This is a genomic window from Francisella uliginis, assembly GCF_001895265.1.
GTDB classification, from domain to species: domain Bacteria; phylum Pseudomonadota; class Gammaproteobacteria; order Francisellales; family Francisellaceae; genus Francisella; species Francisella uliginis.
Genome location: NZ_CP016796.1, coordinates 936,970 through 959,344 on the forward strand (window position 1 = coordinate 936,970; position 22,375 = coordinate 959,344).

Below are 22,375 nucleotides of genomic sequence, written 5' to 3' on the forward strand. Positions count from 1 at the left end.
AATTTAAAGTGTAAACAAAAATATGGAAATTTTGTGAACAGAGGTGTTCATATAGCGTTCATTTTGTCTTTTTAGAAAACATAAGTGTGAACATTATTTAATAAGGAATTTTTTATGAAAAATCAAAAAACATATACAAACAAAAATAGTATCAATATACAACTATTACCATTTATGCTGATTTTACTACCAGTAATTTCAGCTATAGTAATTTTAATTTCGGCAAGAAGCCCAAATCTACAAGGCCTATTTGCAATTTTGGAGAGAATATCAGGAGGTTTTGGATTTCATACAGACTATGGTTGGCTTTGGCGAGCTGTACTATTTTTCCCATTTTTAAGCGTTGCATATTACATTGGCTATACAATGCTCAAATCTCAGCAACAAACCTTTGGGGTTCAAGCTTTAAGATTAAGCATCAAGACATTGTTTATTTTTGTCTTTTCATGCTTTTTAATAGGAGTTAGTTGGGCAATAGCAGTTTATGTATCCAAAGTAATGAGTTTTATGAGCTTTTATGGAAATATCTTTGATAGAGTTGCAACTTTAACAAATCAGTATCCATACATGAAAGCGTACTCTTTGTTAGAAGATTATATTTGGGCTAATTTAGTATATTTTTATATAACATTAGCTATAGTTGCAGTAGTTCATATCGTCTTATCTAGAACAGTATATCCTAGTAAGATTGAGCCAGCATTTAGTGATTATATTTCTAGCATAGCTTCTAACAATAAAAGAAGTGAAGGATTAACTAGCTCAAAAGATGAGCTACTAGAATTAAAACAAAGACTTAGCAAGATGAAGACATTTGATCCCGCTACTTTTTTTAAAAAAGATCGAATATTCATAGCTAAGGATATTGAGAACAATAAGCCCATATATATAGAGGATTCAAAAATAAAAAATAGAGAACTTAAGCATGTTTGTATAGTTGGTTCTAGCGGTTCTGGTAAGGGAGTTTTTACTCAGTATTTTCTTGCGCAGGCGTGTATAAAAAACAACCCAATTATAGTATTAGATTGCAATGACGATGAACACGTTATGAAAAATCTCAAACATACCGCTGAAAATATGGGTAAGGACTTCCATTGGATTGACTTTAAGCAATATAACAAACCCCAGCTAGACCTACTTCAGGGAGCTACACCCCATCAGTTCAAAGAGCTCACAAATACGCTATTTCCTACTCTAAAAATAACAGAAGGGGGAGCTAACTATTTTTCACAGTTTTCAAGGAGAGCTAGAACAGTATATGAAAGCGAGGTTGAAGGTGTTAGATGCATGTTTGACTTACATACAAAAGTTTTAAGTAAGTATGGAGAAGATAGATTCAAAAATGATGATGGTCATATGCCTCAGTTTATACAAGAATTTTTTGATTTCGCTAATATTCCTATGTTTAAGGTAAATGAAAGTATGTCTATAGCAGAGGCTATTAAAAATGGTGATGTCATCTATATCTCATGTCCTGATATGTCAGCAGATGATGAGATAACCTATTTATGTAAAGCCTTACTCATCAGAATTTTGCAGATAATAAGCTCTAGAAATATAGACAACTCTAACCATGTATTTCTATTTGTAGATGAATTTGCTGATTTTGTTAATAAAACAGTTAAAGCAGCTATTGAGAAGATACGTAAGAAGAGATGTACTATGGTGATGAATATGACTTCGTTTGAGAGTTTGGCAGGATTGCAGTCAGATGTTGATGGTAATTCAGTAATTGATACTGTTAAAATCAATTCTATAAAATTAATTTATGAACAACCACATGAAAGCATATCTGAAAAAGCTAGTAAAATGACTGGTGAAAAGATAATTAAAGTTGAACGTAATCATATTAAAAGAAATGAGGCTCTTAAAGAAATTGACCAAGTCATGGAGACCGTTCAAACTTCACAAAAAACTAATGTTTTTAGCGCAACAATGTTGGCAAATCTCCCTCCTAAAGTAGGAGTTCTTGTTGGTCATGGCTTACCACGACTAGTTCAGACAGAGATTTTAAAGTATCCTCCAAATGTAGAATATCCAACCCTAATACAAGCTGAACCTTATAATGCAAATGACTCTGAAACAGATTCAGAAGATGATAATGATATCATGGGGGCTTTATGATTGAGACTAGAGGTAGAAAAGATCTTATAGAACAAGGTAATAAAAGAGTTAAGCTTGCTTTAGATTTCTTAGCTGATGAAGTCTATACCAATAGACAAATCTTAAAAGAAGTGACTGGCATTACTTCATCACAAGGTATTAGTGGATTTATCAAAAGACTAGAAAAACTAGGTTTTGCTAGAGAGATAAATCTACCAAGTGTAGAAGAGCCAAATAAAAGTTATAAGATAATAGGTATTACTTCACATGGTATGGCTGAAACTAATCATCTTGATAGAAGAGGCTTTGAATTAAGTAAACTTAAGCATAGTCAGCTATTGCATAAGTTTCTTTGTCAGCGGATACATTTACAAGCTATTAAACAAAATCACAAATATATTAGTGGTAGATGGCTAACTGATGAATGGTTTGGTGGTAAAAATGTCAAACGACCAGATGCTATTATCATTACACAAGATAATCAAAAGATAGCTATAGAAGCTGAACGAACTATAAAAAGTAAATATCGCTATCAGCAGATAATAGTCCAGTATCTTAAAATGATAAAAGCTAATCAAATATCTAAAGTTAGATATGTCATGCCAGATCAAGCTAAGGCTCAAATGGTTGAAAAAGCTATCAAGTCAATAAAGTCAGTAACTGTATCAACTAATGGACAGAAACGACAATTCAATCTAACTGAAGATGTTTGGAAGTGGTTTCACTTTGAGACCATATAAGATGTAAACATCTAAACTTGTGTAAAAATTGCATAAGCTCAAAAAAGGTTTCTTACTTCATACTTATGCAATATATGCATATTGCAACTAGTAAAATAATCCTCTAAAAACTACCATATCTACAATAACTACTATAAATAGTCACTTTCAATACACAAACAAACCCACAAAGCCTACTCATGCCAGCCCAACAACTCTAGCATAGTCACTACTAAAACCAGTCTTACTAACTTCTAAAAACATCTAACTTTGCTAATCCATAAATACCTAGATAATCATTGCATATCTTTAGCTAATGCGATGACTAAAATAAGCTCTTCATTTATATTTTTTGACTAATACCTTTCGTCACTGTAATACACCAAACCAGTTTGCCAATACCATATGAAATCAAGGTTTTGCCTGTGAGTTCCACCATGATTTTCTATGTTTTGTAATTGGCTATTCTTCAAATTGTTGTAACAGTGAAAGCAAAAGGAGCAAAAAATGATAACAAACTACGAGCCTCAAATTTATATCGCATGTTTAGCAAGCTATAACAATGGTATCCTATACGGTAAATGGATTAATGCAAACCAAGATGTTTCTGCTTTAGAAGAAGAAATTCAAGAGATTTTAGCAGGTTCCCCTATGCCAGACGCTGAAGAGTGGGCAATACATGACTATGAAGATTTTGATAATCTAGGTTTGTCAGAGTATGAAAGCTTAGAGACTATCTCTCAAGTAGCTCAAAACATTGTAGAACATGGGGAGCTTTTTATAGAAGCTTATAAGTATACAAACAATATTGATGAAGCTATCGAAATGATAAACGATTGTTTCATAGGTTTATATGACTCAGTTGAAGACTATGCAGAAGAAACTACTGATATTTCATCAGTTCCAGAATATCTAAGATACTACATCGACTTTGAATCTCTAGCCCGTGATATTGAGCTATCAGGAGATATCACAACTTTTGCAGTTGATAATCAAATAGCTGTTTTCTGCTAAAAATCTATCCTATTTTTTTCGATACTTTTGCAATCTACTTTTAGGTTTATCAGGAATAGTCATCTCTATAAAACCTTGCTCTAAGGCTGGATTAAGATACCTGTCAGAGAATGATTTTCTATCTTTTAAGCCTAATTTATCTTGTATTTCTTGTCTTGATAGTTCCAAAGTTCCTAAAACCTTGAGAAGTTCTTTGACTTGGGGGGTGACATGCTGTGTGACTTGGGGGGTGATGTCTTTGATTGAGATTAGAAGCATCTCAAGCATAAACTCTATAAATACAGAGCAATTAGTATTATCTGTACTATCTTTGATAGCTTTATAATATGCTTGTTGATTGTCATATATGATGCTTTCAACTGGTAAATAACTAAAGACTTCATTCCATTGGCTTAAAATTAGCGATTGCCATAATCTACCCATACGACCATTACCATCTGCAAAAGGATGTATAAACTCAAACTCATAATGAAAAATACAACTACTTATCAAAGGATGTTCATCTGTATTAGATATCCAATTAAATAGATCAGACATTAAATGAGGAAGTTTCTTACTTGGAGGTGCGATATGAATTACATCACTACCAGACATAACACCAACAGATCCAGAGCGATAGCAACCGATCTCATCAACCAAACCAGTCATTAAAAGCAAATGAGTTTTAATAAAGTCTTCTTCACTCTTATAGTTTAGTGTGTTAAAAGTATCATAAACCTTGATAGCATTTCTGATTTCTAGGATTTCTTTTTGAGGAGCTAAAACTTTTTTACCTTCAAGTATTGCTGTAATAATAGACTCATCTAGAGTATTACCTTCTATTGCTAAAGTTCCGCGTATAGTTTTAACTTTATTTACTTTGCGTAGCCTAAGATCTCTTTGAATTTTTGATGAAGCATTTATCTCACCAACCATTTGGCTTATTTCAGATACTAATGAAACAATTTTAGATGTAATAGTGTATGGCGGTTTATACTTCATCTCGTATTTTATATAAGTAATTTAATTGTTATAAATTATAACATTTCAGTTTGTTATTTATTTTATTTTTCTATAGATAATCCAATATAAAAGTATCACGTCATTCCGTCAGGCTTCGACCGTGGAATCCAACAAATAGCTTATAAATAAACTATTTGATCAAGTACTACTTTAAGTAAACCATGTAATACACTAAAGACAGCTATATAAAACAATACTTCTAGAAATCACAAAACCAATTAAATATAATCTTTTGTATAGATATATAAATATTTTTAACCTAAATGGCTCAAGTAAAAAAGAAAGCAAATACCAAGTCTATGGAAGAGACTCTTTGGGATAGTGCAAATAAACTAAGGGGCTCAGTTGAGTCTAGCGAATATAAACATATAGTTTTAGGGCTAATATTTTTAAAATTTGTTAGCGATACTTTTGAAGAACGCCGAGAGCAACTAATAGCCGAAGGCAAAGAAGCATTTATCGACATGGTAGAGTTTTATACTATGGAAAATGTCTTCTATCTACCAGAAGAATCTAGGTGGTCATATATCAAGCAAAATGCCAAACAAGACGATATAGCTCTCAAGATAGATACAGCTCTATCAACTATTGAAAAAAATAACCCTAGTTTAAAAGGTGCATTACCAGATAACTATTTCTCAAGGCTTGGGCTAGATGTGAGTAAACTCTCTAGCTTGATAGATACTATAAATAATATCAACACTATAGCCGACAAAGGTAATGACATAGTAGGGCGAGTGTATGAATATTTCTTGAGTAAATTTGCGATAGCAGAGGGTAAGGGTAAAGGTGAGTTCTACACGCCAAAATCAATCGTAAATCTAATTGCGAATATGATAGAACCATACAAAGGTAAAATATACGATCCAGCTTGTGGTTCGGGTGGTATGTTTGTCCAATCTATCAAGTTTATAGAAGCTCATAAGGGTAACAAAAAAGACATCTCAATCTATGGACAAGAATATACAGGTACTACATACAAACTAGCTAAGATGAATCTAGCAATCCGTGGAATCTCGGCAAATCTTGGAGATGTGCCAGCAGATACATTTTTCAAAGATCAACATCCTGATCTAAAAGCTGATTTTATAATGGCGAATCCACCATTTAACCAAAAAGATTGGCGTGGAGCAAATGAGCTATTAGATGATCCGCGTTGGGCGGGTTATGATGTACCACCAAAGTCAAATGCAAACTATGGTTGGATACTCAATATAGTTTCTAAGCTATCGCAAAATGGTGTAGCTGGTTTTATCCTAGCTAATGGTGCTCTAAGTGGTGGTGGCGAAGAATACAAAATCCGTAAAAAGCTAATAGAAAATGATCTAGTTGAAGCTATTTTAATACTACCAATGAGAATGTTTTACACTACAGATATTAGTGTGACTATCTGGATACTTAATGCTAATAAAAAACAGAGGGAATTTGAGCAGAATGGTAAGCAAAAGAGCCATAGAGATAGAACTAATGAGATTTTATTTATGGATTTACGCCAAAAGGGTGTGCCATTTGAGAAGAAATTTATTCAGTTTGATGAAAAAAATATCCAAGAAATATCAGACACTTATCATATTTGGCAATCTGATAAAGAGTCATATAAAGATATTCCAGAGTATTGTAATAGTGTAACTATAGATGAAGTCATTGCCAAAGACTACTCATTAGTACCAAGTAAATATATAGAATTTGTAAATAGAGATGAGAATATAGATTTTGATGAGAAAATGAAAAATCTACAAGCTGAATTTGGCGAGCTACTAAAGCAAGAAGAGCAATCAAAAAAAGAACTTCTAACAGTATTTAAAGAGTTGGGTTATGAGATCAAATTATAAAAAACTTGGTAACTATATCCAGCAAGTTAAGAAAAGAAATGCTGATAATTTTTTAACTGTTGAAAATCTTAGAGGTATAAATATTAATAAAGAATTTATGCCGTCTGTAGCAAATGTTACAGGAACTGATTTATCAAAATATAAAGTAGTAGAGAAAAATCAATTTGCATATAACCCAATGCACGTTGGTAGAGATGGTGTATTACCAATAAGTATGCTGGAATTAGAGCAGAAAGTTATAGTATCTCCTGCTTATGTTATTTTTGAGGTAGTGGACAAGCAAATTTTGCTTCCAGAATATCTAATGATGTGGTTTAGAAGAAGTGAGTTTGATAGAAATGCTTGGTTTACTACAGATAGTAGTGTTAGAGGTGGATTTAACTGGGATGATTTTTGTGAGTTAGAACTACCAATCCCATCAATAGAAAAACAGCGTGAGATAGTAGCAGAGTATTATGCAATTACAAATCGAATCAAACTAAATGAACAACTAAACCAAAAACTAGAAGAAACAGCTCAAGCCATATATAAAGAGTGGTTTGTGGATTTCAATTTTCCACACAATTTTAGTCATTCTGAACTTGATTCAGAATCTGATATCCGACCGTACAAGTCTGGCGGTGGTGAGATGGTTTGGTGCGAGGAGCTTGAGAAGGAGATTCCGAAGGGGTGGGGCGTATCTAAACTAAGTGATTTCGCTGAAATAAAAGCAGGTGGAGATAAACCTAAAATAGTCAAAAAATATATGTCTAGTAAATATAGTATTCCAATATTTGGAAATAGTACTGTAGATGAAGGACTTTATGGTTTTACGAACGCTCCTAAAGTAACAAAAAAATCAATTACAGTATCAGCAAGAGGGGCAATCATAGGCTATACTGTTTTGAGGCTAGCTTCTTTTGTTCCTATTGTTCGTTTGATTGTGATTACTCCATATTCAGAAAGTTTTTTATGTTATCTATATTTATCTATAAGTTCTCTTAGGTTTCATAGTGAATCCTCTGCTCAAGGACAATTAACTGTTCCTGATATATCATCTTTTGAAATTTTAAAGCCAGCTGTAAACATTGTTACAAAATTCTCTTGTTTTATAGACAAAATATTATCAAGAGTGGATTTGAAAAAGAAAGAGATTTTAGAGCTTAATAGACTTAAAGAAATATTACTTTCAAAAATGGCAACTGTGGAGGGGTGATGGAATCAAATCATTCAATGCTTACAGATGAGTATAAAAAGCATGAGATATTTTCTGACCTCAATAAGTATATTAAATTTTATGATTTATTAGCTTTTAATGTCTTCAAATTTATTAACAAAGGTACTCAAGCATTCAATTACGAAACTTATCTAGTATCTTCGATACGATCAACTCTAGAATCTGTTAAGAAACTACTTGAGTTTGGCACAATAAATGATGCCTATTCTTTAACTAGAAAATACTATGATTCAATAGTAATACATTGCTATACATCTCTATATATTAAGGATAATTTTAGTTTAGAAAATTTTATTGTAGAGAAAGTGAATAATTGGCTCAGAGGTAAAGAAAAGCTACCACAATACCGAGAGATGAATGAGTATGTTATAAAACATAAAGATTTAAATGATATAAACGATCTTTTGTTTAAGGGTAACTATAAAAATGTAAGGGGTACTTTAAATGATTATGCCCACTATAATTACTTCCAATTTATGATGCTCAATGATTATCAACTAAATTTAGATAATAGAATAAAGTCATTAGATTCATTACAAGAGTGTATTAGAGAAATTTTTATTAAGCACTTTGTTTGGATGTTTTCAATTAATGAATCTTTAATGGCTTCAGATGATTACATTGATTACTTAGATTTTGGAGAGACTCCTCCTGAAAATTCTCAATATTGGGTAGCTAACTTTATTCAAGAGGCTTTTGATGAAATTATAAAAAAATATAGACTGGATTTAGCAAAAGAACTTATAAAAAATACATGTATGGAATTGAAGTAGTATGGATCTAGATATATCTAAAATTCTTGAGCAATTTAATCGTAAAGCAGATATTAAAGAAATAATAAATAATTCTAGGGTAGAAACTTTATATAAAAGTGAAGACAGTAATGGTAATAAGTACTTAAATGTAGTTTATTATGAGGATGAGCAAGCAATACAGTTTTCACCAAGAGTATTATTTCAGGTTGTACATAATGATAATAAAAATGATTTAAAATCACTAAAAATATATCAATATAATTATCATAGTAAAGAGGTAAAAGATATTACCTTTAGTAACTTTAGTTTTGGTCAATTAAGAGCTTTTCTAAGATTTTTAGATGAGATAAATATAGATTCTATAAATGAAAGAAAAATATCTTTATCTAATGGAAGTAATAATGAAGAAATAGCTACACAAATAAAAGAGTTATTGCATAAAAATGATGGTGAAGAGATATTAAAACAAATATTATCAGATGAAAGTTTAGTTAGTAAAGATATTGTAAATATAGGTTATAGAAAGAAAGGACTTGAGCAATTTAGAGAAAATTTAAAAAATAACTTGAGTGAGAAAAAATGGCAAGAGTTTTTTAAAAATAATCTTTGGATCTTTGGATATGGCTTAGATTATAGATTTAATAGTTGTTTACAAGATGAGGCAAGTGTATCAAGTAGTAACCTTGACGGGTCAAATACTGTCATATCAGATTTTTTAATGGGAGATAATTCATTTACAACCTTTGTGGAACTTAAAAAACCACAATCAAAGATATTTTCAGTTTCAAAAAATAGATCAAACTCTTGGTGTTTAACTTCAGAGTTTTTTAATGCTGTCAGTCAAATTTTAGAACAAAAAGCATCTGGGCAGATAAAACTGGAGCAATCACAAAATTACACAAAAAATGGAAATGAAATTATACAAAAAGCCTATGATTCTAAGGTGATTTTATTATATGGTTCATGGCAAGAGCTAGAAAGTGATAACCCTAGAGATAAGCAAATAAAGAAAAAAACATTTGAATTGTTTAGAAGAAATAATCGTAATATTGAGATAATCACTTATGATGAGCTTTTTGAAAGAGCTGAGTTTATCGTAGAGGGGAATATTAGTTATGAGGGTTAAATTATGGATTTAGCGAAATGTGTACTAGATAATAAAATTTATAATGCTAAAGATTTTGCAAAAGTTGACGGTTTCGAAGAAAAAAGTAAAAATCTAATTTGTTTGGAATGTGGACATACAGCTTTTTTTAGAAGACCTTCAATAAGTGGTCAAGGTGCTTGTTTTGGTTCAAGACCTCACGGTGTAGGATGTAAACTAGGTGCTAGTAGTTCAGAAAAATTGTTGGGGCATCTTGAAGAGAGTGAGAAAGAAATAATTAATTCAGGTGATAGGATAAAAGTAGATTTTAAATTCGGAAGTGAATCAAGTTCACATATCACAGAAACTGAAAATGAAAACGAAGTCTCAAATAATTTAGGAAAAAATCATTCTTGTAAAAACGGAACAAAAAGATCATCTCGAAATAGAAGATTAAAGTCATTATTAAATATGTTAATCCATGATGTTAATTTTGCAATATCATCTCAAAAAATAGATGTTGGTTATAAGCATCCATATTATGCAAGTAATTTATTTAAAAGGCATTACGAGATATCATCTGAAGATATAGGTAAATTTAGAGGGGTTTATGGAGTAGTGGTGTCTATAAGAATACAAGAAGATAGTTTTTGGATTAATTTTAGTGGTGAAAATAAGGATTTTAGTATATTGATAAATGACAAGTCTAGTTTTCTTTTAAGATTTAAGAAATATAAAGATATTAATGAAATTGTAGGTTTATACGTTCTATGCTTTGGAGATATAAAATTATCCTTAAAAAATAAGCCTTATATTAAATTAGATAGTATATCTAAGATAGCTTTTAAGTAGTGTTATACCTTGCATATTAAGAAAGGCTTTTAATTTGGAAATAAAAAATGAACAAATTCACAGAAGAAAAACTAGAGCTTGCATTTATTGAGTTACTTGGTCAAGAGGGCATTAGTTATCAGTTTGGTAAAGAAATTATCCGTGATGATAAAGATGTACTTCTGGTAGATGATTTGCGTGAGTACTTAGCTACTAGATATGCTAGTGATAATATCACAACTAGCGAGATTACAACTATTATCCGTAAACTAGAGGCTTATCCAGCTAGTGATCTATATGATACTAACAAGGCTATCATGGAGCTAGTAACTAGTGGTTTTGATTTCAAACGAGAAGATCCAAAAGCTAAAGATATTCGTATTCATTTTATAGATTATCAAAATATTGACGCTAATAACTTCAAGATAGTCAATCAGCTAGAGATAACAGGATATGAGAAACGCATACCAGATGGCATAGTTTATATAAATGGTTTGCCTCTAGTAGTTTTTGAGTTTAAAAGTGCTATCCGTGAAGAAGCAACTATCAAAGATGCTTTCGATCAGCTAACAGTCCGCTATAGAAGAGATATACCAGAGCTTTTTAAATATAATGCTTTTTGTGTCATTAGTGATGGTATCAATAATAAGGCTGGTTCTCTTTTTGCTCCGTATGAATTTTTCTACTCTTGGCGAAGAATCACAGGCGATGAAGTCGATGTAGATGGTATCGCCTCAATGCACTCAATGATTCAAGGGATGCTTAATCGTGAGAGATTAGTAGACATTATCCATAATTTTATCTATATACCTGATAAATCGCACAAAGAAGAGAAAATAGTTTGTCGCTATCCGCAGTATTATGCTACCAAAAAGCTCTATGAAAATATTATTCAACATCAAAAACCTCATGGCGATGGTAAAGGTGGTACATACTTTGGTGCAACTGGTTGCGGTAAAAGTTTTACAATGCTTTTCTTAACTCGTATGTTGATGAAAAGTATTCATTTCTCAAGTCCAACTATTGTGATTATCACAGATAGGACAGACTTGGATGACCAACTTGGTAAACAGTTTGCAAATGCTAAAAAATTTATTGGTGATAATACAGTTGTCAGTGTTGAGAGTAGGGCAGACCTAAGAGCTAAATTAAAAGCTCGCGAAAGTGGTGGTGTGTTTCTTACTACTATTCATAAGTTTACCGAAGATTTGGATATCCTCAGTGAGAGAACTAATATTATCTGTATATCTGATGAAGCACATAGAAGCCAGATAAACCTAGACCAAAAAATCAAATTCACAAAAGACGGTATCAAAAAATCTTATGGTTTTGCTAAGTATCTGCATGATTCATTACCTAATGCTACCTTTGTCGGTTTCACAGGTACGCCGATAGATGCAACTTTAGATGTCTTTGGTAATGTCGTTGATAGCTATACTATGACAGAGTCAGTTAGAGATGAGATTACTGTTCGTATAGTTTACGAAGGCAGAGCTGCAAAAGTATTATTAGATAGCTCAAGACTTCAAGAGATTGAGAAATATTATCAAGAATGTGCCGAAGCCGGAGCAAATGAACACCAAGTAGAAGAAAGCAAAAAGGCTATGACAAACATGAGTGTCATACTTGGTGATATTGATAGGATTAGAGCGATAGCAAAGGATTTTGTAGAGCATTATGAGCAGAGAGTTTCTGAGGGTGCTACTATCAAAGGCAAGGCTATGTTTGTCTCTAGTAGTAGACAGATTGCTTATGCTTTATTTAAAGAAATCATTGCTTTGCGTCCAGAGTGGAATATTAAACAAGCTTGTGAAGATACCGCAGAGCTTACAGATAAAGAAAAGAAAGAGATACTTCCATTAGAGAAAATCAAAATGATTATGACTCGCAACCAAGATGATTGTGAAGAGTTATATAATCTATTAGGTACAAAAGAGTATCGTAAAACTTTAGATACTCAATTCAAAAATGAAAAATCTAACTTCAAAATAGCTATAGTAGTTGATATGTGGCTAACAGGTTTTGATGTGCCATTTTTAGATACTATCTATATTGATAAGCCAATCCAACAGCATAACCTTATTCAAACTATTTCTCGTGTAAATAGAAAATACGCAGGTAAAAACAAGGGCTTAGTAGTTGACTATATCGGTATGAAAACGGCGATGAACAAGGCTCTTAAACAATTCTCTAGTATTGATAGCCAAAACTTTGAGGATATAGAAGCATCTATAGTTGTTGTCAAAGATCAGCTAGATCTATTAGCAAAACTTTTTCATAAATTTGATAATAGTAAATATTTTTCAGGTTCACCAGTTGAGCAACTAAATTGTCTAAATTTTGCTAGTGAATATATCCAACTAACAAAAGAGCTAGAAAATAGATTTATGTATATCGTTAAGAGACTAAAAGCAGCTTATGATATATGCTGTGGTGCTGATGCTTTTTCAGACCATGAGAAAGATCTTATACATTTCTATCTAGCTGTGCGTTCTATAGTTGTCAAACTAACCAAAGGCGAAGCTCCAGATACTGCACAGATGAACAAAAGGGTAGCTAATATGATAGAAGAGGCTATCAAAAGTGAAGGTGTTGAGGAGATATTTAAACTTGGTAGTGATGATGAGTCAAAGATTGATATTTTTGATGAGGATTATCTAAACAAGATAGATAAAGTAAAACTGCCAAATACTAAGATTAAGCTATTACAACAGTTATTAGCAAAAGCTCTAGAAGACTTTAAAAAGGTAAATAAAGTCAAAGCATTAGACTTCTCTAAAAAGCTTAACTCACTTGTAGAAAAATATAATGAACGCAAAGAGCAAGATGTGTTAGTTAGTGATGTTTTAAATGATTTTACAGATGAGATTGTCGATTTATATCACGCTCTTAAAAAAGAAAAAGAGTCTTTTGGTGATCTAGGTATCGACTTTGAAGAAAAAGCTTTTTATGACATCTTAAAAGATATAGCTATCCGGTATGAGTTTGACTATCCAGAGGATAAACTTATAGCTCTAGCTAAAGAGGTCAAAAAAGTAGTCGATGATAAATCAAAATATACTGACTGGAATATCAGAGATGATATCAAAGCCGAACTAAAAGTAGATTTGATAATGCTCTTGGCAAAACATGGCTACCCACCAATTACAAAAGATGAGGTTTTCAAAGAGATTTTTGAGCAAGCTGAGAATTTTAAGAAGAATAGGTAGGGCTCATTAATTGAATAATACTGATGCTAATAGTGAAATATTAGAAGTTATCGATCTTGATGGAGAAAGTAACTCAAGTATCTCAATATACTTAGAAGATTTTCCTGATATAGACAGTGAATATATATATTCTATTTATGAAAAAATATACAAAAAAGTCAGTTGTGACAGAACTTATTATAGAGATGAATTATCTAAATTTATATTTTGTTATTCCTTTTATAAATTTATGTATGATTATGTTTGTGCAGATATCTTTGGTGATTTTAAAATAGATATTGAGAAATATTATAACTTAGGCTGGGTTGAAAAATTTTTAGATTATTTCGATGATAACAAAAATAATTATAAAAATATCTATTTCAATAATAGTAGTAAAATAGATTTTTCTAATGCTAAAAATATTGCGGTGTCTGTTTATAATTATATTGAACAACTTCAAGACCAGCATAGTAATGAAGGAATAAATATCTATTATTTGTATAAGCAATTCCATATAGGAATTATGTTCCCTAAGAAGCCCTTTTTAATTAAAAAAGACGAAAATTTTTTTCATATTATAGAAAATATTTATGTGAATTTTTTATCTGGAGATATATATAAGGGCTACTCAAATAAAGATATTATTAGAAACGAGTTTGATACTGAAAATTTGTTTCCTAATATTCAAATGTATGAAAATAAATTTAAGAGCATTACTAATGAAACTCTCTTGAAATCACTATTTCATAGATATAATTTACTTAATACGATCAAGTCTATACATGATAGATATATCTTTATTAGCAATAATGAGTCAAAAAATTATGACTATATGTCAGAAAGTGAAGAGTTTTTAATACAGCAAAACATAATTGATGTTGTCGCAAATATTTTTAAATTTGCTAAAGAATTATACTCAAGTAATCCTATAGAAGCCACATTTGACTTTAATTTTGCACGAGAACTATATTTAAAAAATCCTTTTGGTTCTAAAAGAATAAAAGACCTAAAAGATATCATAAGAATTTTAAGTGATAATATTGATATTATTAATCCAGCAACAAGACTGTTCTGGGAAGAGCGGTATGGTGTTGGTGAGATTTCAACAGGTAAGTATTACAATTTAATGCAAAAGAAGTCTGTATATAAGGATGTTCGTGAGAGTTTTAGCACTAATTATGAGAAAAAGGCTTATAAAGAGTTCTTAAGCAAGAATAGTAACGCTATTATCGAGACATGGACTGATGAGTATAGTCTATTGTACATTCTTGATGTAGTCATAATATGCAAGTTATTTGGTTTGAATATACCTAATGATATTAAATTTGCTAATCTGCTTAATACAGAAAATGAAATTAAAATTGATAGACATATCTTTAAAATAAACATTCGACTTAATGATGAATATTTATTATGGTTAGCATATCACATAAAGTATCTAACTTTTGATGAAGTAATTAGATAAGCAAACCTAGATAGGTTAGAGTTTTTAATATCGCCCACCCTTAACTATATTAGCAGGGCGTTAGAGTAAGCCGAAATAAAGTCTAAAATAGCTATGGTAGATATATAGCAATCTTTATGAAATCATATTCCTTGTTGATCTATATCAATAGGGGAAATGAATATGAAAATAATAAGATTAAAAACAGTATTAGAAATTACTAGTTTATCTAGATCTACAATATATGATTATATGAGTAGAGACCTATTTCCTAAACAGGTTAAGTTAGGCGAAAACTCAGTGGGATGGGTACTTTCTGAAGTTGAAGATTGGCTGAATGATAGAATATCAGAAAGAGATTATAAGCTAGATAACTCTCAAAATCTGAACTAAAACATCACGACAAAAATAATATTCTTGATTGAGTTTTAAGTTTATTTATTACTTTTGTCAAAGTAAGTAAATAATCAAGCAGATTTATCAAGCTATCAAATAAACCCCATAGGCTAGAGTTTCTCAATATCGTCCGCCCTTTATGCTTTTGCAAGCATCGCTGGGCGTTGGACAGAGCCGATATTTGATTAACTCTTCGCCGCTTCCCCAAAATTTGGGGAATGCTCAGCCCACCGTCTGCGCTACGCTTGACCAACGAGTTTCACACGATGGACTAAAGCCGAGCAAAGCACCCTGTCGCAGGCTAAGGGCACAGTAACAAGTTTGCTAGTCTAAGTCCCTCCCGTTTCACTGGTAAAACCCGTTGGTCAACCTTATCAGGCCGACGGTGGGCAATGCGTAATGCTTCGCATGATTAATATTTAGAAACGCTATTGTAAAAGATTTAGATAACCCAGCGGTCATCTAAATCAACTAGCGTTTCAGAGAGAATCTTGTTATTTTAAATAAAAAAGATATATGGAGCTATTATTGGATAAAAAAGTTTTTATATCAGGTAAAAGTATGTCTTATTATGATTTATATAAAATAACATATGATCAAAAAGATCTAGATAAATATTATATTAATATATACGAAAAGCTTAAAGGAGATACTCAAGTAATAGATCCCGTATCAGATGCTAGGTATATTTTTTCAAAACTATATATATCATCTATTGATTTACATTTAGAGACTTTTTATAAAGTATATGTTGTTAAAGAATATATTGATAATATGTCACTAAAACAGGTAAGAAAGATTATTTCAGAGACGTTTTTTCTGGTGCTAGATATTATTTATAAAAATATGATAGTTTCATTTATAAGAGACTATTTAGAAAATTATGATAGGTTTAACATTTGTTTAGTAGATACTCCAGAGCTAGATATAGGAGATATTGAGTCACCAGTAGAAATAATAAGATCATATGAGTCTAATAAATATTTATCAGCAATTACTATAAACAGTGTTTTTAAATCTTGGGAAACTTTAAAAAGTGCTAAAGAGAATAATATTTATCTATTTAAAAAAATAGATAAACCACTACCTGCAAGTTTTAATAGAAGGGTACTAAACTCTCTTCAGTATAATGTTTATGATTTTTCTAATCTAACGGTCAAGCAAATTGCTTTCATGATCTACAATAGATGGGTTATGTATATTGACTGGACAAGACTTCAGCTGACTTTTGATCAAAAGATGTTACAAGTATCTATTGGTTATGATAATGAAAGGATAGAGAAAATAAATATATTCTTAGAACAGATGTTATTAGATCCTATAAATTCAAATTATCTTTTGGAAAGTGAAAAGACGATATGGTTTGAAAAACATAAAGGTAGTAATATTGATATTTTTTTTAGAAGAGTTCAAAAATTACCTTATTGTCTACGAGCTGAACTTGTTAAGAATTTAGAGTTAAATATCAAACTAGAGAAGAGTAATAAGTCATATTCAGTATTTAATACTACGAATATAGAATCAGCAAAACAAAAAATTAAAAATTATTGGATACCAAAGTTAAGATTTTTAGACTTAATGTTATATGAGTATATGACTGGATATAGTATTAATGAGAAGCACAATTATATTCAGGAAAAAGAAAGCAGCGATGATGAAAGAGAAATTAATTCAAGTAGGTATAAAAAATATATCGAAGAAATTTTCCATTTTGATTATTTAAAAGATTTAATGACGGTTTGCTTATTCGATAGTTAATCAAAAGGTTGTTAAGCGAAATCTTTTAGGTGGGTTTATAGGTGGGTAGAAACAAAAAAGCCCGCTACAAAGTAGGCGGGCTCTATGTTCATGGCGGAGAAAGAGGGATTCGAACCCCCGGACCTGTTACAGTCAACGGTTTTCAAGACCGCCGCTTTCGACCACTCAGCCATTTCTCCGAACTGATGGAGTATATTATACAATTATTTGTAAGCTTTGCAAGATTATTTTGGTCAAAAGTTAAAGATATTTGAAGTTTTTTACTTTATTGATAAAAAATGGTATATCATCAATATTAATCAATATTTTCTAGTTTTTAATTATGATAAATTTTTTAGCTAAAAATCAAAATTGGGCAAAAATTGCTCCATGGGCAGGATTATTTTTTCTAATATTATTGTTTACTAATTTTTCAATTTATGATCCTCACTTTTGGGGATTAATAAATATTCCTTTATATTTATTTCATCAAACAGAAGAACATTATATTCCTGGAGGTTTCAAAAAGTTCATGAATCAAATAGTCATGAATTTACCAGGGGGGCAAGAAAAGCTTACGGACATTAAAATATTTTGGATAAATATATTAATGGTGTGGTTAGCTTTTACTATTTTTGGTCTGTTAAGTTTTATAAATTTAGGCTTTGGTCTATTAATTATTATCTTTAGTATTATGAATTGTTTAACACATATTGCAGAAGGTTTTAAACGTAGAAGTTGGAATCCTGGTTTAGTAATGGCTAGTTTTCAGTTTGTCATATCTATTTTTGCTGCTTACTATGTCACAGTACATGGATTAGAAGATCCTATAAAATGGTGGGTCTCAACTGTAGTTTTTTCAGTTGTAGTTCACATATTGCTGTTTAAGTTAGTAATGACTAAAAATTAATAAATTTTTAATTATTCTAGACTTTATAGTCGTGAAGCATTATTATCTAGAAAAATTCCTTAGTAGAAGAGGTTTGAAATGTCAGATAACAGATATGAAATCACAAAAAAAGTAACGATTGTAGGTATGTTTATAAATACCTTGCTTGCAATATCTAAAACAATAGTAGGAATAATTGGTCGCTCTCCAGCTCTATTTGCAGATGGGATTCACTCTTTTTCAGATTTATTAAGTGACTGTATGGTTTTATTTGCAGCAAAATACGCAAATAAAGGCGAAGATCATAATCATCCATATGGCCACGAAAGATTAGAAACCTTAGCAACTCTTGTACTTTCTAGTTTGCTTATAGCTATTGGTTTTATGATTGTTTATCATTCATTGACGGATTTAATTAGTGGTGATTATGTAACTCCTGACAAATTTACAGTTTTTGCAGCTATATTTTCAATAATAGGTAATGAGTTTATTTATCAGTATACCATGAGAGCAGCAAATAAAATTGATTCAGATATGCTAAGAGCAAATGCATGGCATAGTCGATCTGATATGTGGTCTTCTGTAGTTGTTTTAATTGGCTTAGTAGGAGCTTTTTTAGGATTTGCTTGGATGGATGCTATAGCTGCTCTTGTTGTTTGCTACATGATAGTAAAAATGGGAGTTAAATGGGGCTATTCTTCGGTTGCAGAGCTAATTGATGAAGGTGTTGATGACGAGACTCGCAAGAATATTAAAACAATAATTACAAATACTGAAGGTGTCGAGGATTTTCACTATTTAAGAACGAGAAAAATGGCAGGTAAAATTGTTTTAGATGTCCATGTTTTAGTTGATAAATTTAGTACAGCTTCAGAGGGTCACTATATAGCAGAGATCGTTAAAAGTAATATTTATCATAATATTGAAAATATTAAAGATATTACTGTACATGTTGACGTTACAAATCATGAAGATAGTGTAATAAAATTAGAAAATTTCGAACCATCAAGGAAAGAGATTTTAGAAGTTATATCTGATTTTTTTGTTAAAAACAATCTAGATACGACAATTATATTAGCAAAAAGAAGTTCTATATATTATTTTGATGGCGAAATAATAGTTGATCTTTATGTCAAAAGATCAAATGACTTGAAAAAATATTCAGATGAGTTGAAGAATTTAGCATGTAATAATTATAATATAGGTATCAATTTATATTGTCCGCTTGGTGATAACTAAAGTTTATAAGGCGTTTTAAATGAAAATTAAAAAAGCAGTTTTTCCTGTTGCAGGGTGGGGTACTAGGTTTTTACCTGCGACTAAATCATGTCCAAAAGAAATGTTGACAGTTGTCGATAAGCCATTAATTCAATATGCTGTAGAAGAAGCTATAGAAGCTGGTTGTAAAGAAATAATATTTGTTACTAGCTCTAATAAAAAGTCGTTAGAAGATCATTTTGATAGAAATTTTGAATTAGAATATTCCCTTGAGAAGAAACAAAAATATGAACTATTAAATATGGTTAAAAATATTATTCCTAAAGATGTAAGTTTTTTCTTTGTACGTCAGCCAGAAGCTTTAGGTTTAGGTCATGCAGTATTATGTGCTAAACCTCTTGTTGGTATTGAAGATTTTGCTGTTATATTGCCTGATGATCTTATTTATAATTATGATTGTGGTAGTGGAGTTTTGAAACAGATGGTTAAGTCTGTTGAGGGTACTGATATTAGAGGATGTATAGCTACTCAGCAGGTTAAAAAATCTGAAACAGGCTCATATGGCATAGTTGCAAAAGATCAAGAAGATATTATAAAAGCAATTGTGGAAAAGCCATCCCCAGAAAAAGCACCGTCTACAAATGCTGTAGTTGGTAGATATTTGCTACCTAATAAAATTTTTAGATGCTTAGAAACAACATCTGAAGGGGCAGGTGGTGAAATTCAGCTAACAGATGCTATAGCTAAGCTTATAGAACAGGAAGAAAAAATACTATCTTATGAATTTAAAGGGACACGTTATGATTGTGGTAGTAAATTAGGATTTTTAATTGCTAATTATGAAATAGCGTTACAGCACCAAGAGTTAGGTCAAAAATTCAAAAATTATCTTCAAAATAGACATTAAATTTATTAATAGTCCATCGTATCTATAACTTACAATTTTTCTTAAATATGCTAATATGAACTTAAGATTAAGTTTATTTAATAGTTAGTAATGTCATATTCAAAGTTTCAAGTATCTCAAGAATTTATAGACAGCTCTCATGTTAATAACGAATTATATGAAAAGCTTTATAAAGAGTCATTAAATAATCCAGAAGAATTCTGGTCTAAACAGGCAAATCGTATCCATTGGCATAAGCCTTTTACGAAAGCATGTAATAGTAGTTTTGAACCTGTTGATATCAAATGGTTTGAAGATGGTGAGTTGAATGTTTGCTATAATTGTGTAGATAGGCACTTACCAGAAAGAGCTAATCAAGTTGCATTTATATGGCAAGCTGATAACCCAAGAAAATCAAAGAAAATAACATACAGAGAGCTTTATCATAGAGTCTGTGAGATGGCTAATATTCTTGAAAATAATGGCGTGAAGCAAGGTGATGTTGTAACTATATATATGCCATTAGTGCCAGAATCAATATATGCAATGTTAGCATGTGCACGTATTGGTGCAACACATTCTGTTGTTTTTGGTGGATTTTCTGCTGAATCTCTAAAACAGCGTATTATAAATGCTAAAAGTGATTTTATAATTACAGTTGATGAAGCTGTTAGATCTGGTAAAAGAATTCCTATGAAAGCTAGTGTTGACAAAATCATGTCTGATATTGATTTTGTTAGAAAAGTCTTAGTAGTGCGTAATACAGAAACAGATAATATATCATGGAATAAAAATGTTGATATTTGTTATTCAGAGGAATTAAAAAAGGTTTCAAATGAGCATCAGCCAAAATCTTTTAATGCAGAAACTCCTTTATTTATGTTATATACTTCAGGTTCAACAGGAGCCCCTAAAGGTTTGGTGCATACTTCAGGAGGGTATTTAGTTTATGCTAGTATGACTCATAAGTTAGTATTTGATCATAAAGATCATGATGTATATTGGTGTACTGCAGATATTGGTTGGATAACTGGTCATACATATGTAGTTTATGGACCTCTTGCTAATGGAGCTACTTCAGTTATATTTGAAGGTGTACCGACATATCCAGATGCTTCAAGATTATGGCAAGAAGTAGATCAACATAATGTTAGTATTTTATATACAGCACCAACATTAGTTAGATCTTTATTGAAGGTTGGAGATGATTATCTTGAAAGTACAACTAGGAAGTCTCTACGCATATTAGGATCAGTAGGTGAGCCAATAAATCCAGAAGCTTGGCACTGGTTTGTAGAAAAGGCGGGTAATAATCAAGCTCCTTTGATGGATACTTGGTGGCAAACTGAGACTGGTGGGCATATGATTACACCCTTGCCGGGAGCACACAAATTAAAACCCGGATCTGCTTCAAAACCTTTTTTTGGTGTTGAGGTTGCTTTATTTGATACAGATGGTAATGAAATTCATGGAGAAGGTAAAGGTGCTTTATGTATAAAAAGAGCTACTCCAGGAATGGCAAGAACTATTTTTGGTGATCATGATAGATATTTACAGACTTATTTTTCTAGTTTTAAAGGACATTATTTTTCAGGGGATGCTGCTAGAAGAGATAAGGATGGTTATATTTGGATAGAAGGGCGTATGGATGATGTAATCAATGTCTCCGGTCATAGGATGGCGACGGCAGAAATCGAAGCAGCTTTAAATACACATCCATCGGTTGCAGAAAGTACTGTTGTTGGCATGCCTCATGATATTAAAGGTGAAGCTATATATGTTTATTGTATCCTTAAAGAAGGAAAAGATAACAATCCTGAAGTACTTGATGAAATAAGGAAATCTTTGGTTAAATATGTTCGTCAAGAAATTGGACCTGTTGCTACACCTGAGATTATTCAATTTACACCAGAGCTTCCAAAAACTCGTTCTGGTAAGATTATGAGAAGAATATTAAGAAAAATAGCTGCAAATGATTTTGATAATTTAGGCGACACATCTACACTTTTGGATCCAAGTATAGTAGATTATCTTAAAAACAATAGATAATAAGAGATAATA

General features: G+C 31.2%; 17 protein-coding genes and 1 tRNA gene. 16 read left to right on the forward strand and 2 right to left on the reverse strand.

Translation table 11 applies throughout. From position 1 onward, the window contains the following. Positions 1-114: 114 nt before the first annotated feature. The 3 genes from F7310_RS04515 to F7310_RS04525 all read left to right on the forward strand — a co-directional run bounded on the left by F7310_RS04515 (position 115) and on the right by F7310_RS04525 (position 3,833). Entirely contained in the window at positions 115-2,121 is a 2,007-nt protein-coding gene (locus F7310_RS04515) for a type IV secretion system DNA-binding domain-containing protein (RefSeq protein ID WP_072712103.1), read from the forward strand. Further along, complete coding sequence (locus tag F7310_RS04520) at positions 2,118-2,840, forward strand: TriL protein (protein WP_072712105.1); 723 nt, start codon at positions 2,118-2,120, stop codon at positions 2,838-2,840. The genes F7310_RS04515 and F7310_RS04520 overlap by 4 nt, the downstream gene beginning before the upstream one ends. A gap of 486 nt (positions 2,841-3,326) precedes the next feature. Further along, on the forward strand, positions 3,327-3,833 hold the full coding sequence (locus tag F7310_RS04525; protein ID WP_072712106.1) for an antirestriction protein ArdA: 507 nt from the start codon (positions 3,327-3,329) through the stop codon (positions 3,831-3,833). A gap of 9 nt (positions 3,834-3,842) precedes the next feature. On the opposite strand, the gene F7310_RS04530 is transcribed toward F7310_RS04525, so the two are convergent. Beyond that, positions 3,843-4,814 carry a Fic family protein gene (locus F7310_RS04530; RefSeq protein ID WP_072712108.1) on the reverse strand — a complete coding sequence of 324 codons (972 nt, stop codon included), beginning with the start codon at positions 4,812-4,814 and terminating at the stop codon, positions 3,843-3,845. Positions 4,815-5,098: 284 nt separating this feature from the next. On the opposite strand from F7310_RS04530, the gene F7310_RS04535 reads away from it, so the two are divergent. The 9 genes from F7310_RS04535 to F7310_RS04575 all read left to right on the forward strand — a co-directional run bounded on the left by F7310_RS04535 (position 5,099) and on the right by F7310_RS04575 (position 17,342). Continuing rightward, complete coding sequence (locus F7310_RS04535; protein ID WP_072712109.1) at positions 5,099-6,667, forward strand: type I restriction-modification system subunit M; 1,569 nt, start codon at positions 5,099-5,101, stop codon at positions 6,665-6,667. Then, positions 6,651-7,862 (forward strand): restriction endonuclease subunit S, encoded by a 1,212-nt coding sequence (locus F7310_RS04540; protein WP_072712111.1) that lies wholly within the window; start codon positions 6,651-6,653, stop codon positions 7,860-7,862. The genes F7310_RS04535 and F7310_RS04540 overlap by 17 nt, the downstream gene beginning before the upstream one ends. After that, the gene (locus F7310_RS04545) at positions 7,862-8,656 is read left to right on the forward strand and encodes a hypothetical protein (RefSeq protein WP_202968672.1); all 795 of its coding nucleotides are present in this window, start codon (positions 7,862-7,864) and stop codon (positions 8,654-8,656) included. Before F7310_RS04540 ends, F7310_RS04545 begins: the two co-directional genes overlap by 1 nt. 1 nt (position 8,657) lies before the next feature. Next, positions 8,658-9,764 (forward strand): Shedu immune nuclease family protein, encoded by a 1,107-nt coding sequence (locus F7310_RS04550; protein WP_072712113.1) that lies wholly within the window; start codon positions 8,658-8,660, stop codon positions 9,762-9,764. Between the two features lie 3 nt (positions 9,765-9,767). Further along, a complete protein-coding gene (locus tag F7310_RS04555; RefSeq protein ID WP_072712114.1) occupies positions 9,768-10,574 on the forward strand; it encodes a hypothetical protein in 807 nt (268 codons plus the stop codon). 47 nt (positions 10,575-10,621) lie between these two features. Further along, positions 10,622-13,762: a type I restriction endonuclease subunit R gene (locus F7310_RS04560; RefSeq protein WP_072712116.1), complete on the forward strand. Its 3,141-nt coding sequence runs from the start codon at positions 10,622-10,624 to the stop codon at positions 13,760-13,762. A 10-nt stretch (positions 13,763-13,772) separates the two neighbouring features. After that, positions 13,773-15,209, forward strand: a complete 1,437-nt coding sequence (locus tag F7310_RS04565; protein WP_072712118.1) for a hypothetical protein — start codon at positions 13,773-13,775, stop codon at positions 15,207-15,209. A gap of 162 nt (positions 15,210-15,371) precedes the next feature. Next, positions 15,372-15,581 (forward strand): helix-turn-helix transcriptional regulator, encoded by a 210-nt coding sequence (locus tag F7310_RS04570; protein ID WP_072712119.1) that lies wholly within the window; start codon positions 15,372-15,374, stop codon positions 15,579-15,581. 531 nt (positions 15,582-16,112) lie between these two features. Beyond that, on the forward strand, positions 16,113-17,342 hold the full coding sequence (locus F7310_RS04575; protein ID WP_145951727.1) for a hypothetical protein: 1,230 nt from the start codon (positions 16,113-16,115) through the stop codon (positions 17,340-17,342). Between the two features lie 91 nt (positions 17,343-17,433). Here F7310_RS04575 and F7310_RS04580 read toward each other — a convergent pair. Continuing rightward, positions 17,434-17,521: transfer RNA gene (locus F7310_RS04580), tRNA-Ser, on the reverse strand. 140 nt (positions 17,522-17,661) lie between these two features. Here F7310_RS04580 and F7310_RS04585 point away from each other — a divergent pair. The 4 genes from F7310_RS04585 to acs all read left to right on the forward strand — a co-directional run bounded on the left by F7310_RS04585 (position 17,662) and on the right by acs (position 22,363). Further along, entirely contained in the window at positions 17,662-18,231 is a 570-nt protein-coding gene (locus F7310_RS04585) for an HXXEE domain-containing protein (RefSeq protein ID WP_145951728.1), read from the forward strand. Positions 18,232-18,309: 78 nt separating this feature from the next. Further along, positions 18,310-19,449: a cation diffusion facilitator family transporter gene (locus tag F7310_RS04590; protein WP_072712123.1), complete on the forward strand. Its 1,140-nt coding sequence runs from the start codon at positions 18,310-18,312 to the stop codon at positions 19,447-19,449. Positions 19,450-19,468: 19 nt separating this feature from the next. Next, a complete protein-coding gene (galU, locus tag F7310_RS04595; protein WP_072712125.1) occupies positions 19,469-20,335 on the forward strand; it encodes a UTP--glucose-1-phosphate uridylyltransferase GalU in 867 nt (288 codons plus the stop codon). A 90-nt stretch (positions 20,336-20,425) separates the two neighbouring features. Then, the gene (gene acs, locus F7310_RS04600; protein ID WP_072712126.1) at positions 20,426-22,363 is read left to right on the forward strand and encodes an acetate--CoA ligase; all 1,938 of its coding nucleotides are present in this window, start codon (positions 20,426-20,428) and stop codon (positions 22,361-22,363) included. Positions 22,364-22,375 lie beyond the last annotated feature (12 nt).